At 51.1% G+C, this 15,341-nt stretch carries 7 protein-coding genes; 1 reads left to right on the plus strand and 6 read right to left on the minus strand.

The window, feature by feature from the left end:
* Positions 1-14: 14 nt before the first annotated feature.
* The 5 genes from BLS44_RS19120 to BLS44_RS19145 all read right to left on the minus strand — a co-directional run bounded on the left by BLS44_RS19120 (position 15) and on the right by BLS44_RS19145 (position 12,397).
* Positions 15-1,937 (minus strand): RagB/SusD family nutrient uptake outer membrane protein, encoded by a 1,923-nt coding sequence (locus BLS44_RS19120; RefSeq protein ID WP_090391835.1) that lies wholly within the window; start codon positions 1,935-1,937, stop codon positions 15-17.
* 136 nt (positions 1,938-2,073) lie between these two features.
* Positions 2,074-5,331, minus strand: coding sequence for a SusC/RagA family TonB-linked outer membrane protein (locus BLS44_RS19125; RefSeq protein ID WP_090391836.1), 3,258 nt, complete (start codon positions 5,329-5,331; stop codon positions 2,074-2,076).
* A 1,879-nt stretch (positions 5,332-7,210) separates the two neighbouring features.
* A complete protein-coding gene (locus tag BLS44_RS19135; protein ID WP_090391838.1) occupies positions 7,211-9,427 on the minus strand; it encodes a DUF5703 domain-containing protein in 2,217 nt (738 codons plus the stop codon).
* Positions 9,428-9,463: 36 nt separating this feature from the next.
* Complete coding sequence (locus BLS44_RS19140) at positions 9,464-11,383, minus strand: right-handed parallel beta-helix repeat-containing protein (RefSeq protein WP_090391839.1); 1,920 nt, start codon at positions 11,381-11,383, stop codon at positions 9,464-9,466.
* Positions 11,384-11,524: 141 nt separating this feature from the next.
* Positions 11,525-12,397 (minus strand): phytanoyl-CoA dioxygenase family protein, encoded by an 873-nt coding sequence (locus BLS44_RS19145; protein WP_090391840.1) that lies wholly within the window; start codon positions 12,395-12,397, stop codon positions 11,525-11,527.
* 413 nt (positions 12,398-12,810) lie between these two features.
* Here BLS44_RS19145 and BLS44_RS19150 point away from each other — a divergent pair, with 413 nt between their 5' ends.
* Positions 12,811-13,686, plus strand: a complete 876-nt coding sequence (locus tag BLS44_RS19150; RefSeq protein ID WP_090391841.1) for an AraC family transcriptional regulator — start codon at positions 12,811-12,813, stop codon at positions 13,684-13,686.
* 1,367 nt (positions 13,687-15,053) lie between these two features.
* Here the strand turns inward: BLS44_RS19150 and BLS44_RS26650 are convergent.
* Positions 15,054-15,341: hypothetical protein (locus tag BLS44_RS26650; RefSeq protein WP_176954485.1), on the minus strand; the 288-nt coding region annotated here is incomplete at its 5' end.

Below are 15,341 nucleotides of genomic sequence, written 5' to 3' on the forward strand. Positions count from 1 at the left end.
AGGAGCAGCCCGCCTTACCAGCCGGGGTTTTGGACGAGGTTGGTGTTCACCTGTAAATTGCTTTCCTTTATGGGCCAGAAATAATCCCTTGGGCTTACAAAAGTCTGGTTAAACAACAGGAGCCTCGTATTGTAGTCGGCAAAGGTTTTGGTGCCCACATTCCAGCCATATACCGGCGCGTTCATCAGGTTGGCTGCTTTTTTCCACCTTCTCAGATCCCAGAAACGGCTGCCTTCAAATGCCATTTCGATCAGCCGCTCCTGGTGTATGATCTCCCGTAAACCTGCCTGGCTGGAATACTTGCCGGGGTTGGTGGAGAAATTCGTCCAGGCGCTTTCTACGGTTGGCAAACCGGCCCGCTCCCTGATGCGGTTGAGGTAGGTTAACGGGGTTGCCTGGTCGCCGCTTTCGTTCAGGGCTTCTGCATAAAGCAGGTACAGATCGCCCAGCCGCATTACCGGCCAGGGATAACTTTCCGTGGTGGTACCGCCGTTAGGCCCAACAACCAGGTTCCAGTTGATCAGCTTCTTTGTATAATATCCGCTTATGGAATAATAAAGGTTCTGTTTTTTCCCGGATACCTGCTCTAATTTGCTCTGGATATTGACCGGGGGTTTCTGGTTGCTTTGCATATACATTTTTGAACCGTCGAATGCCATATCTGCATAAAAACGGGGTTCTCTTTCAAAATGCAGTCCTACCGTCTGGTAACCATTCTGCATGGCCGAATCCCGGGCGGTGATGGTCTTCAGCACAAACCGGTTTTCATAATCCCAGGTTTTGTCCTCATTGATGGGTACCCCGTTTTTGGTATAAAACAGCTCTGCCATTTTGAGGGTAGGCGCCAGCTGCCCCCTTAACCCGTTATCGAACTGCGGGGCTGCAAATAAATTCGGACAGGCGGTCATCTGGAGGTACCTGGTCGAAGCCGTAAGTCCGAATATTAATTCCTTATTCCATTTTTCGCATACGGCATTCCGGATACTCATTTCTATTTTCGTGGCGCTATCGGCTACCTGTAGGCCGCCGGGTATAAATTGATATAACCCCGCTCCTGCGGCTTCCGCGGCATCAATAGCGGCTTTGCAGGCTGCTGCAGCCCGCTGCCATTTGGTTCCATCATAAACCGGGTTAAACAAGGCTTTTCCATCTTTATTTTTCAGGCTGCTGAAATCGGGGTTGCCGTTAAACAACGGGCTGGCGGCCGTTACCAGCAGCCGGGCTTTGATAGCCAGCGCTGCCGGTTTGGTAACGCGGCCCAGCTCGGTGCTCAGGCTCGTGATCTTATCCGGCAGGCCCGTTCCCTCTCCTGCTGCGGCTTCATCCAGTAAATTGGAGATATAGCTGACCACGGAGTCAACCGGCTGGCGGAATACTTTTACTTCGGCCGGGCTGGCATTAATGGGCAGGTTCTTATCCACGATGGGGATGGGGCCGTACATCCGGAAAAGGTACCAGTGCAGGTATGCTTTCAGGAACTTCACTTCCGCAATCCAGCGATCCTTTTCATAAGGTTGCAGATCGATCGGCTTATCAATATTTTCCAGGAAAATATTGCAGTTGCGGATGCCCTGCCACAGGGATTTGCCACCACCGGAACCGTCCCAGTAATTCATGGCCGGGTTCACTTTACTCTGAAGTCCCTGCGCAATGTTGAACGGCTCCAGGGAAGTGTAATCCGTGGTCTGCACCGGCGAGTACACCCAAAACTCGTCCCCGGTATTCATGCCGGGATTAAAGTCGGGGCTGGCATCATTGGGCAGCGCGCTGTAACAGGTAAACAGGTATTTTTCTGCTTCATTGCGATTGGCAAAAGCATTATCAAGCGTGGGCACATTGTCCGGTACAATGTCGAGGAACGCTTTTCTACAGGATGGCATAACCAGCGTTATGACCAGGGCCGATAAAATAAGGCATGTATTAATAAATGTTTTCATCCGTATATTTTTTATTGCTAAGTTTGGCCGCTCTGAAACCTGGGAGGAACCTGCCTATGATACAATTTTCATTTCTTAATATGAGCATAATGAAAACCTGATCAGGAACGTTTCATCGCGTTTTCTTAATTAAAATTTAGAATTGGACATTAACCCCGAAATTGTATACCCTCTGGAGCGGGTAGCCCAAGCCATTCCCCCCCTGTTCAGGATCCCACAATTTGAAGCTGCTTTTCACAAACAGGTTGGTACCGCTGGCATAGATCCGGATGGAACCGATGCCCCATCGCGTTACGGATCTCCCTGAGAGATTATAGCCCAGCTCCACGCTTTTTAATCTTAAAAAAGAGCCGTTGCGCATCCACCAGTTAGAGGTTTGTGTATTGTTGGCATTAACGGTGGAACTCAGGCGCGGCCAGAAGGCCCGCATGTCCCGGTTGTCTTCAGACCAGTAGCTATCGGCAATGACCTGCAAAAGCCCGTTCTGGTTTGCTCCATTGAGCGCAAAGGGCGTAATGGCGGAAGGGTCGATCCAGAAGGAAGAACGGGCCGAGCCCTGGAAGAACCCGCTGATGTCGAATTTTTTGTACCCGGTAGATACCCCAAAACCGTATACGATCTCGGGTGAAGTGGGTAACCCCAGGGGAACAATATCGAGTGAGCTGATGATGCCATCTCCATTCACATCCCGGTACTTGATATCGCCTCCCCTTACGGGTTCCAGGCCGGTACCAAAAGCCTGGCGCGGCGAGTTTCTTACCTCTTCGTCATCCACAAATAACCGTTCGGCTATATAACCATAGTTTTGACCAAGCGAGTTACCCACATGAGAGAGATAGGTTAGGTTACCAAAGTCCGGCTCTTCATTCACCAGCAGTTTACTGGTGGCATAGGTAAAGGTTCCCCTTCCTGATATCCACAGGTCACCAAATGTCCTGTTATAATCCAGGGAAACATCGATCCCCTTTGATTCCGCCTCGCCCACATTGGCCTGGATATCGGCAGCCAGTCCCATGGTAGTGGGGATAAAGCTCCTTTTCATTAAAATATTGCTCCGGTGCTGCCTGTAAACATCCACTACAAGGTTTAAACTTTTTAACACGGTCAGGTCCATCCCGATGTTGGTGGTCTTTGATTTTTCCCAGGTAATATTTTCATTGGGATACCTGGTAATGGAAACACCCGGGCGGGAGTAGGAATAATCGGTCCCAAAGCCTCCCAGGTTACCGCCATTCAGGTTCACATTGGCCATATAGAAGAACCGGTCTGCCGGGTTCCCGATCTGGTCGTTACCCACCAGGCCATAGGTGGCCCTGAGCTTCAGCCTGGAAACAGCGGACCGCAGCGGCTCAAAAAATTGCTCGTTGGATACATTCCATGCTACCCCCACGGAAGGAAAAAAGCCATACCGGTTGTTTTTGGCAAACCGCTCGGAGCCGTTGTACCCGAAGTTGGTTTCAAAAAGATACCGGTTGTCATACCCATAGGTAAACCGGCCCGAAAGCCCCTGGTTCCGGGCCGGAAGGGCGGCCTGGAGGTCGTCGGCATTTGCTGTTAAATAGTTACGTAATATGGTAACCAGGAGCCCGCCTATGGCATGTTTTTCATGAAAGGTCCGGTTGTAGTTTACCGCCGCCTCCATATAAGTGGTGGTATTGGCCTTTCGGATCCCCGGCTGATAGTTCAGGTATTCTGTAGGAGGCGGGGTTTGCTGCTCATTCAGCAGCACCAGGTTGTAATGCTCCCCTTTTGAATCGGTTGGGGTTGCCCCGTAAAAGAAAGGATTAAATCTCCTGCTCAGGTCAAAATAGGAATACCGTTGTGTGTACCCCATCACCCGGGCAGAAAGCCCCTTCGTTATAAAATCAAAGTCCTGCTTTACTTCAATCTGCACATTGAGCGTAGAGGTATTGTATTGCTGGAAGCCGGCGACCATATTGGCATACGGGTTATTATAGAAAACATTCCCGCTGCCTATGAGGGCATTGCCGAATAACGGGTGCTTTACCAGCGGTAATGCCGATGCCGGGTATACTGCAGGAAACAGTACCGGGTTGGAGGACAGCGCCTGGCTGAAGATGCCGGCCCCGCCGCCGATAGGCCCCTGGTAATCGTCAAAAGTGCCTGAAGTTCTTACAATCCCTTCGGTAGTGGGTGTTAATTTAATATTGACATTGGAGCGTACCTGGTAGCTCTTTAATTTGATATTATTGTCGTACCTGTTGAGGGCGTCATTTTTCAGGACCCCGTTATCGATGTTAAAAGTACCTGCTATATAATACCGTGCTACTTTGCCCCCGCCGGCCAGGTTCATGTTAAACCGCTGGTTCATCGTATAATCCTTTATCAATATCCCCATCCAGTCGTTATTGGGATACAGCATCGGGTTCCAGCCTGCGGCCGTACGGTCGATCTTTGTTTGGGAATAAGGTTGCGGTGCGGATTTGGAGCCCGGGGGCGTCCGGGTGAGCACCGCTTCGTTGGCAAGCTTCATGTAGGTGATATTGTCTGCCAGCTTAAAATTCTGCGTATTGGAAGAAACCGAATTTTCGAACCTGAAGTTTACCTTTATCTTGCTTTCGGTACCGGATTTGGTGGTCAGCAGAATAACGCCGTTGGCTCCCCGCGCTCCATATAAGGAGGAGGCCGCCGCATCCTTCAGCACAGAAAAGCCTGCAATATCATCCGGCTGCATCCGCGCCAGGTCTGTAGGTGTAGACTCCATACCGTCGATCAGTATTAACGGATCAATTTTTCCCGCACCAAAAGAAGTAATACCCCGTATAAAGAACGAAGCATTGTCGGCACCCGGCTCGCCGCTTCGCTGGTAAGAGATCATCCCGGCTATGCGTCCCGCCAGCATGGTGGTCAGGTTGCTGGTGGGCCCCTTTATTTCTTTGGGGTTGACTGTTGTTATAGAGCTGACCATGCTTTCCTTTTTCTGCTGCCCGTAGGCGACCACCACCACTTCATCCATCTTCTGCTTTTCCAGGTCTTCCTCCAGGACAACGTCCAGGTTGCGGGCGTTTCCTATGGCCACTGTCTTTGACCGGTATCCAACGGCAGAAACTATTAAAGAATCGCTTTCGGAAGCCACTTCGATCATAAACGCGCCGTTTTTATCCGTGGAAACCCCTCCGGCGCTTCCTTTGACCGATACAGAGGCCCCGTTAACAGGCTCATTCCGGGTATTGGTAACATTGCCCTTTAATACCCATGAAAATGCCGGCAGGTGCCGGGAGGCAGCGCCGCCGTCTGCCGGTGGCCGCAGGGGCGCCGCCCGGCTTTGAAATACGATAATAAAAAGACCAGCAGTGAACAAGCCTGCAGCAAGCAATCGCCTGAAAAAGGGACAGTATCCTGCACCCCCCAGGCAACAAGAAATAAATCTCATAATTTTACAAGAGTTAACGTGAAGTAATAGCACATTCCGAATCATTATTTCATGTATCCGCGGGGAATGCTGGAACCATTTCCCGCTTTTTTCATTTTAGCCGGTTTCTGTATACATTTAATTTTTGGTTTAATCGATATGACAAATGGAACAACTCTATCTCCTGTTAACCGGATGGTTCCTCAACTACCGGGGACCGGATCTGTTTCAGAACACAGTGTGGTCTGCGGACCTGGTGTGCCGGGTCCGATTGTACAAACAAAGTAACAAAGTTCCGGACCCCGGGTAGCGCAGCCGGCATTCCAACACCTGTACTATTTTACTAACAAAAGTTTTATCCTTCTAACAAACAAATAACGCTGCTTACGCAGCAACCGGGGCATCATCGTGGAGACATTCTTAACCGGGGGCCCTCCCTGGAAGCGGCGCAAAGCGCCATCCACCTTCGCTTCAAGCAGACACAAAGCAAGCCGACGCCGGTTAAAGCGGACCCGGGTTCTTAAAGTGAAAAATACATTTTATACTTTTCTTCCACATTCATTCCCCGTTCCGGTCTATGGCCAATCGATCGTTTTTTGCAATCATTATACCCGGCATCCAATAATTAAAGCTACATATATGTATGTACAAAGTATTCCACTTTTTTCTTAAAAAACTAAACTATTTTAAGATAAATTAACAAGACACAGCAATACAGATCTTTGGAATATACGGTAGAAACCTTCCGGAACGCCGGGCTTCAGCGGCCTTTGCTCCCGGAGTTCAAAATACCCGGAAGCGTTCAGGCACCATCGGTCCTGCCTGTTTGTAACAACTTCACCATCGAAAAACCGGCCTCTTAAGAACCGCGCAAATACGGGGCTCCCAACGGAGCCCGGACCCGAACGATCAACCCTTTCTATAAACACGATGTTCCTACGGAGCAATTACGCAAACTACCGGGGTTCCGGCGCAATTCCGGTGTTACCGATACCGCATGTTTACAGCACCATGATCACCGGGATACAGGATCCATCAAAGCCCGGCAAACACAGGGCTCCCTACGGGGCCCGGACCCGAACGATCAACCTTTTCTATAAGCACGATGTTCCTACGGAGCAATTACGCAAAACGATTCGGGTAGTGTTCCGGTGCCATCTATGTGGCCTGTTTATCGCCTCATCATTATTGAGAAACCGGCTCTGTGAGGTGTCATATATCGATATCCGGCCGGAAAGGTCCGGGGAAATGTTAAATAGCCCCCGCAGCTTCACGGTAAAATGCAGAAGCAGGGTTGGCTAAAAACCGGCAAGGTTGCAAAGTGCCTTTTCTAAAAGGAAGAAGCCTTTTTTATTTACATCCTTCATTCAATATTTTACAGGAATAATAGGTAAGGGTTATATATGGAACAATTGGCTATAAAAGCCCGATGTCGTTTCCTTCAGCATCCGGCCCTTTTTATGAAAGGAACATTCATACGCCAAAGGACTTTAGTTCTTAGAGCCTGTTTAAAATTCATTCAATGGCTTTATTATGGCCGTTTTGGGCTGCAACTGCGTTAAATTTTTCGCCATAGTGGCCTACTATGCCTGCAAAATTTTCCTTGTTTCGCTCCAAAATAGCTTCATAATAAATTCCATCAATAAAATTTAAACAGGCTCTTAGAAGAGGACCGCTGCTTTTTATCGTCTGCCCTGAAAGGACGGCATTCGATGAACCGCGTGTGAACTGCAGGGTTCATCACCGGACTGCCCGTTGAACCCGGGGGAAATTCAATACCTCTTTATAGCAAACGGGCCGGCGTTACACTGACGGCTATTAAAGGATCCCCTTGGGGGTTGAGCCCAATGAATTTTCCGGGTCCTCCTTAAGGAAACGACATTGATAAAAAATTACGGATTTATCCCTTGCGAAGTTTTAAATGCCCGTTTGCCACCACTCCTTCATACCTTTTACCGCCGGGACCGGCCAGCCGGAACTGTACATCCCATTCCGCCGGCCAGGCGGGCAGCAGGGTCACTTTATCATCTTCATACTGCAGCAGCATGCGCTGGAGCGCCGTTACCGCCACCGAGCCATGGCATTGATCCGGCGTCCAGTCATAGTTGGGGCCCCAGAATGCGGGGAACCGCATTTCTTTATTCCATTTTGAAAAGCTTTCCACCACCATGGCTTTTGCCTCCTGTGTAAGCCCCAGGCAGGCCGCCTGTATGGAATTTTGCTGCCAGCCTCCGTTTTCCCTGTGCGTTCGGGCATTAAAGGACCGGATGGCCAGGTCCAGCCCGGGTTTGCCCACGGCATAGGCCCGGTAGGGGAAAACAGCATAGAGCTCCGGATTTTCAATATTGGCCTTATTGCTATAGATCTGTGCCGGCGCCAGCAGGGTATCGGCGCCTTTTAAACGCAGCGGCACCTCCGGAAGTGCCTTTATAAGCGCTGTCCAGGTTTGTTTTTGTTTGGCTGATGGAAAGGGCAGTTGCAATAATTTTTCTGCCACCACGCGGATACCTACGATCTCCGGCAGCGGGTTCACGGCTGTATGAAAGGTTTCCAGCGACATGGCCGGGTCAAACAGGATCTTTCCGTCCGGCCCTTTTTTCCAGTGCTGCGCATAAAACGTCAGGATCTGCGATGCAAAGGGCAGCAGGGTATCTTTTGCAAAAGCGCTGCTTTTGGTGAACCGGTAATAGTCTGCCATCATCAGCGCCAGCTCCAGGCCGCTTTGCCAGTAATAACGGATATAGGGGTTTTTAACATACCCATCCGGCAGGCTGTCTCTTTTACATCCATAATCCCCATCGGCATAAGTACCCCAGAAGTTCATCGTTTCCGGGAAAAAGGCACCTTCATGGCCATAGTACTTCCTGGTGGCCGCCATGCGCAGGGGCAACGCATCCATATACATCTTAAACAAGGGTGCAAAAAGATCAAAGTCCCCGGACTCCAGCATACTCCAGTAGGGCAGCCGGGTGTTCTGCCACCAGTAACAACCGCCCCATAAACGGAAGTCGGCATCAAGATCCTTTTGCGGCCCGCCGGTTTCGTAGGTATCCACGGTAAAGATGCTGCCGTTAAACTTAATGGGCGATCCGCCCCTCCCGCTGCAGGCATTCATAAAGCGCTGTAAGAGGTATCCCCGCGAAACCATAAAGGCCTGCGCTTGCTCTGCACTGTCTTTTGCGGTGATATAGATATAGGAACGGTTCCAGAAATTTTTCCACCACTGCTGATGGGCAAGCACTCTCTTCTGAACCGGGATGGCTTCAATAACAGCTGCCTGCTGCTTTACCTGCCGCACCCAGGCATTTGCTGCCCCCTGCCGGGCAGCAGGGTAAACAGCAATCGAAAACTGCCGGGCAGCGCTGGTACTTACCAGGGTGGTATCATCCTGGTTTTTTAGGCCCCTGCCCCGGATGAGCAGGCCAAAGTTATTATGCAGCAGCGGATCGGGCCGGTACCTGTCAAAATCATCCAGCGCCTGTATCTGCAGGTTCCCCCTCCAGATGGAATAGGGATTGCGATGATAGGCTATAATGCTTTTTTGGTCATGAGCCAGCACCAGATCCGGCTCCTGGCTGATGGCAACCGGGCAATCCTTCGACACCTGCCGTTCTCCCATACCCCAAACAGAGCCTGTTTCTGCACCCATGATCGGGCGCGTTCCCTTCCGCCAGTTTTCATAAGCCACTTTCACATTAACAGGGACCCTGCTTTTTATTTCCGTTTGAATAACCGGGTTATTGGCATCGATCCAGAGTTTTACCTTCGTCAATCCGTAATCGATCGCGATGGCACCCTCCTCCAGTTTCAGTTCCTGTACAAATCTGCCTTCCTCCAGCGGGTTGGGTGTTATGGACACCCGTACCCGGCCCAGCTTTAGCAGCCGGCCTATCTCGCTCCAGGCATCCGTTTTGGAGCTGTAAAAAACAAGATCGCCATTGGCCTCCACCCATACATTGGCGCCAATATCGCCATTGCCGATGGGCATGGACCCCTTTGAATTCATACCGGGATTGGTCCACCGGATATTATACCGGCTTACCCTGTTCTGCTGCGCAAAGCCAGCCTGTACCAATGGCAGGTACAGGAAAATAAAAAGAATTATTCTGTTCATCATTTCAAATACCGTTTTGGATGCAATCAATATCCGCTATCATAGCTTTAGCTTTTGCCGGCCGCTGCCCGCTATCTCAAAAGGACCTGGAGCAGGGCTGGCTGTCTTTCTTTTTTTGCCGTGGAAATCGGTATCGATTTTTAAAGGGCTGCCATCCGTATTTTCAAACGGAAGATCGGGAACCAGGGCCTTATTCAGGCTGCCGGTGGTGACCCATTTTCTTTTCTGCTGCTGCCATTGTTTATTCCAGGTTATTTCCAGGTACCGGTCGGGCCCTTCGCCTGTTAACCTTACAGCAGCATCAAAACTGGTATCCAATATGGCATTCTGTTCGGTGGCTGCCTGTGCGTTGTATTTTTTCATTGCTTCTTTTCCCTGCGCCGTCATTTCGCCCAGCCGTTTACTGCCCTGCACCGCACGTGCAGGCACAGATCCCTTCGTATACACATTTCCCTCAAATACTACAGGCAACAGGGCCTTGCTGTACTGGCCGGCGTTTGCGCCGCTTACAAAAAGATTATTCACAAACTGCACATCACCGCCGGGGTTATCATGCAGGGCTTTTACAAATGTAGTATGTGGCAGGTGATAGGGCGTAAGCCGGCTATCGTAGGACACTACCTCCATATTGCCGCTGAAAAGATTATGCACAAAGGCTGCACCGCTGGAGTTCATCAAAAGACTTTTCTTCGACAGCATTACATTATTGCTGACCAGCATGGGGCCATGATCTACTTCCAGGAACAGGTCGATACCATTGTCGTAAAACAGGTTATTCTTTACCTGTGCTCCCTGCGCCATCCAATCGAGCCAAACGCCCATATTGGTGCGGTAGATCCGGTTACCGCGGATCTGCACATCCACGGCCCCATGAAATTTGATGCCCGCCATTTCAGCTCCGGTAAACAGTCTTTTAACATGGATATCATGAATATCGTTGTGCTCAATAATACTGAAAGCACAGCCCATAGAACCAACAATACCGGTTTGCTCACAGTGGGCCACTTCATTGTTCCGCACGAGGTGACCGCCAATGGTTCCTTTGTTCCAGCCAAAGGCCAGGGCCCGGTTGATGGTGCCCACATAGCCTTCGGCAGATTCGGTTTGGTTATTATCGTGCCCATCGCCATATTTTCCTAAAGCAATGCCCACGCATTTTGAGTACTGCACTTTGTTGTGCTCAATGATCCAGCCCCGGCTCCAGTGCGTGCCGATGAGGCCCTGCTGCTCTGCTGTCGGAGGCGCCCAGTTGGTGGCAGCCTGCTCCAGGGTAAAACCGCTTACAGTGATATAATTAATGAACGGCTTATCCGGGTAAAAAACCATGGGCCGCACATTGATCTCTACCATTTTTTTATTGGGGTCTGCATTTTTAAACTGCGCCCGGATGGTGGTAGTCGTGCTGTCTACCTCTGCCCACCACAGGAGGTCCTTTCCATCGGCCGGCTGCATGACTTCTTCGGCCTTTGCAGCTTCCATCAGCCATTGACCGTCCAGGTATACCGCCCCCCGGTGATATTTCCGGTCCCTGGGTGTGGGAGTAAACCAATCGCCGCTGATCTGTTCTTTATAAGGGTTGAAGGCTCCAAAAAAGCTGTTGGGCAGCCGCGCTTCCCAGGTATCGTTCTGCAGCTGCTTCCAGTTTTTGACCAACTCCGATCCCTTGATGCTCACCTGCTCCCCTTTTGCTGCCCGGTATACGATCCGCTCCTGGTCTGAATTACCGCCACGGGGCGGAGTGATCTGCTCGCGGTATACACCGGCATGCACGGTAATGATATCGCCGGGCAGGGCTTTGGCCGCAGCCGCCATAATGGTTTTGAAGGGCTGGGCAGCGCTGCCGTTGTTAGCATCGCTGCCTCTCTGTGCTACGTGCAATTCCCGGCCCGCGCGCCGGGATACCTGGGCCGGTGCCAGCAGTGAACTCATCGAAAAAAGTAAAAGAAATAATTGCTTCATTCAGTACCTGTTTTTATGAACTATTTAGTTGGGCCGGTATTACCGTAATGCCCGGGTCGTCATGTATGGATATGGCCTTACTACTGCATGCACCGTGCCCGGTTATTTTCTGCAATCATTTTACCCGGCATGTAATTCTCATCAGGACGGATCCACTTTGATCTTTAATACCTCCGGCCGCAGGTAGGGAATATTCGCATCGGCCGTCCCCTTCCACGCATAGGGATCGCTGCCTGCCACCATAATAATATCCCTCAGGTCTTCCGTTGGCGGCAGTTTGCCGTCCTGGTCCCAGGGCAACATCGATTCTGCACTCATATAGTGATTAACCAGCGCCGTGCGGAAGCAATCACCGGTCTTATTGGCCCGTGAGCTGTGCAGGGTATAACCGTTAAAGAAAACAACAGACCCTGCTTTTACCTCAACCGGTATGGCCTGTTCTCCGAGCGCTTCCACATCCACGGTGTCCACATCCGCATATTCGATGCCATTGTAAGGTACCCGGCACATCATATAACCGGGCCGCCCGGGAATGATCCACAGGCAGCCGTTTTCGATGGTGGCATCATCAATAGCGATCCAGGCTCCCGTCAGGGAGCGGTCCCTTGTGGGTATATAATATTCATCCTGGTGCCAGCTTTGCCCTTTTTTACCCGGAGCTTTAACAAAAAGCATCGATTGCATGCATTTTACGTTGGGGCTGATGATGGCCGTTAATATCTTTACAATTCCCGGGTGCTGCAGGAAGCCGGAAATAACGGGAGAAAGCTTGTGCGGAAAATGGATGGCTATATACTTTTTCAGCACTTCGCTGTCCGGCTCCCCCGGGGCCACAGGCATTAACCCCTCTACTGCGCCCCGTTCGCCCCGGAAGATAGCAGCCGTCTCTGCTTTGAGCGCTTCAATTTCGCGGGGGCTGATCAGTCCCGGTGCCACCAGGTAACCCTGCCGGTTATAAAAATCAATCTGCTGCTGTTGCAGCTCTCCGTTCTCTACAGAAACATCTGCATTCATAATGCTTCGTTTTTTATGATTACCGAATAACAATCCTCATCGCTTTCTCAACGCACGGACGTTCTATATATAGCTCAGACGCTCCCCGGGTATGCACAGAACGCCAGGGAACCTGAACAACTGGCAAGCCGTTGTTGCCATCCTATTGCTTTAGGAAACACCCTTGATTCAACCCTGTTCTTTCCCCGGGCCATTTATGGGCGTATGCCTCATCAGCCCGGTATGTGCCTGCCCCTCCCGGGAATAGCTGCTTTCCTGCCGCAACCGTTACGCCCTGCGATCAATCGTTAAAGCTACACGCTGCCCCGCAGAAGGGCTTCCACTTTTTTTTGAAAAAACTAAACTATTTTCATAGCCTGATATAAAAGATCTTTATATATTGCGTAATATAATTGACATCCAAAAGATCCCGCATGAGACCGTTGATCCAGAAATTACCTCTTAACGAAAGCAGCAGCTTTATTGCCCAAACGTTTCGCACCCCCGAGTTCGAGGTGGGCTGGCATCAGCACATCGAGTATGAACTGATCCTTTTTACGGAAGGCTCCGGGTTAAGTCTTATCGGCAATCATGTGGGGCAATTTGAAACCGGGGATATCTATTTCCTGGGGAGCAATGTGCCCCACACGTTCCGGAAACGTGACCCCGACCTGGTTACCAGTGCAGTTGTGGTCCAATTCCGCAGGGACTTCTGGGGCCAGGACCTGCTACAGCTTCCTGAAGCCAGGAAGATCCGGCAACTGCTGGAAACCAGTATGCAGGGATTAAAATTACAGGGGCAGCTGCGTAACAAAATGCAAACCCCGATAAAGGAGCTTGAAAAAGCAACCGGGTTCCGGCGGGTTATTGCGCTGTGCCATTGCCTGGAACTGATGGCGGCAAACCCGGAATGGACAACCGTAAATACACAGGAGCTCCGGATCAATGAAGATGAACGCATCAGCCGCATATTCCAGTTCACTATCGACAACTTCAGGGACCCTATTACCCTGCAGGACGTAGCCGAGATAGCGTGTATGAGCGTGCCCCATTTTTGCAGCTTCTTTAAACGGTGCACACAAAAGACGTATGTCGATTTTTTAAACACCGTCCGCACCGGTTATGCCTGCTCCCTCCTGACGGAAACCCAAAAACCCGTCCTGGATATTTGCTTTGAAAGCGGCTACAATACCATCGCCAATTTTCACAAACAGTTTTTAAAGACCCAGAAATTAACCCCGCTTCAATACCGGAAAGCTTTTGCACCGGAGGTGATCCGCCAGGGAAGAAATATCGGGATCGAAGCATGAGGGGTTTCCCCGGCAACTAGTAAAAGCTTTAGTTTTTGGCAACCAGTCCTGACCGCTGCCAGGGGCTGGCATTTGGGAATGTGAACATGCGGCCTGGGCACCGGGTATAGAAAACAGGTCCGGCCGGTATCAATAGCCGATAGTCCATCAATATCCTTTCCTTAATCCCGTCCCGTTTATGAAAGGGAAGTTCAGACGCAAAAGGATGCTATTGCCTGGAAGCGGTTCCGTTCTTTTATCGCCCCCCCTGAAAGGGGCATCTGATAAACCGCGCGTGCAACGCGTGGTTCATCAGATCAATCCCCTGCGGGGAATATGAGCATGTAGGAATGTGATCATAAGATTGAACACCGGGTATAAACAGGTCAGACGTTGAATCCTTGTCCTGACCGGAATTGCATGCCCGGCATCCCCCAATTGGCCTATGGCCGGATAGCCGGTCGTGCAACCGCCGGTTCGGTTACAACCGTTTGCATTGAACCCCGCCGGGGCTCAACCCGGATTACGATCATGTAGGAATGTGATCATAAGATTGAACACCGGGCAAAAACAGGTCAGACGTTGAATCCTTGTCCTGACCGGAATTGCATGCCCGGCATCCCCCAATTGGCCTATGGCCGGATAGCCGGTCGTGCAACCGCCGGTTCGGTTATAACCGGCCTGCATTGAACCCCGCCGGGGTTCAACCCGGATTGTGGTCATGAACCACGTGCTGCACGCGCGGCTCATCGGATCAATCCCCTGCGGGGAATATGAGCATGTGGGAATGTGAACATAAAGATCGAGCACCGGGCAAAAACAGGTCAGACGTTGCATCCTTGTCCTGACCGGAATTGCATGCCCGGCATCCCCCAATTGGCCTATGGCCGGATAGCCGTCGTGCAACCGCCGGTTCGGTTATAACCGGCCTGCATTGAACCCCGCCGGGGTTCAACCCGGATTACGATCAGGAACCACGCGTTGCACGCGCGGTTCATCGGATCAATCCCCTGCGGGGAATACGAGCATGTAGGAATGTGATCATAAGATTGAACACCGGGTATAAAAAACGATTCCAGCGTTAAACGTTACCCCCGTCCCGAAGCTTCGCATAAGTGCCTAGCTAAGGAATACAATCCTGCAGAACCATACGGTTCCATTACTCCCCCGGATCCCAACAATCACTGCTCCATAGGGAGCAACGTGTTTATAGCAATGTTTTATTATCTGGATTAGGCTCCGTAGGGAGCCCCGTGGTTACACGACATCCCGCAAGGAGCCAACGGCACCTGGATCCTGACACACAGGCTTTACCACCCGGGGCTGAAAAGCGGTTTAAAACGATGCCCAACCGCAACACAGCGGTCCGTTCCATACAGCCACCCAGCTTAGCCAGACCGGTACCCGTTTACCGGAACGATCCGGTTTGCAGCAGGCAGACCGGCTTCTTTTTGAACATAAGCCGTTTTGATCACCGGAACGATAAGTGGATCCGGCGGATCTTCCGGGCGGCCAGCAGGTACTTCACCCGGAAGTACTGCCTGTTTCTGCAACTGGGCCTTATGGGTTTCAAGCTCCAGTATCAACAGCGATATTTCCTCCAGACCGGCTTCCACACACCGAAGCCGCCACTCTTTTTCTACCACCCACTGCGGATGAAGCTTCTTTTCCCGGGC

This window comes from Niabella drilacis, from assembly GCF_900101395.1.
Lineage (GTDB): Bacteria > Bacteroidota > Bacteroidia > Chitinophagales > Chitinophagaceae > Niabella > Niabella drilacis.

Bases quoted from the DNA above. Each gene is read 5' to 3' on its own strand.
- BLS44_RS19145 (WP_090391840.1), bottom strand. From the start codon at position 12,397: ATGAATGCAGATGTTTCTGTAGAGAACGGAGAGCTGCAACAGCAGCAG.
- BLS44_RS19150 (WP_090391841.1), top strand. From the start codon at position 12,811: ATGAGACCGTTGATCCAGAAATTACCTCTTAACGAAAGCAGCAGCTTT.
- BLS44_RS19120 (WP_090391835.1), bottom strand. From the start codon at position 1,937: ATGAAAACATTTATTAATACATGCCTTATTTTATCGGCCCTGGTCATA.
- BLS44_RS19135 (WP_090391838.1), bottom strand. From the start codon at position 9,427: ATGATGAACAGAATAATTCTTTTTATTTTCCTGTACCTGCCATTGGTA.
- BLS44_RS19125 (WP_090391836.1), bottom strand. From the start codon at position 5,331: ATGAGATTTATTTCTTGTTGCCTGGGGGGTGCAGGATACTGTCCCTTT.
- BLS44_RS19140 (WP_090391839.1), bottom strand. From the start codon at position 11,383: ATGAAGCAATTATTTCTTTTACTTTTTTCGATGAGTTCACTGCTGGCA.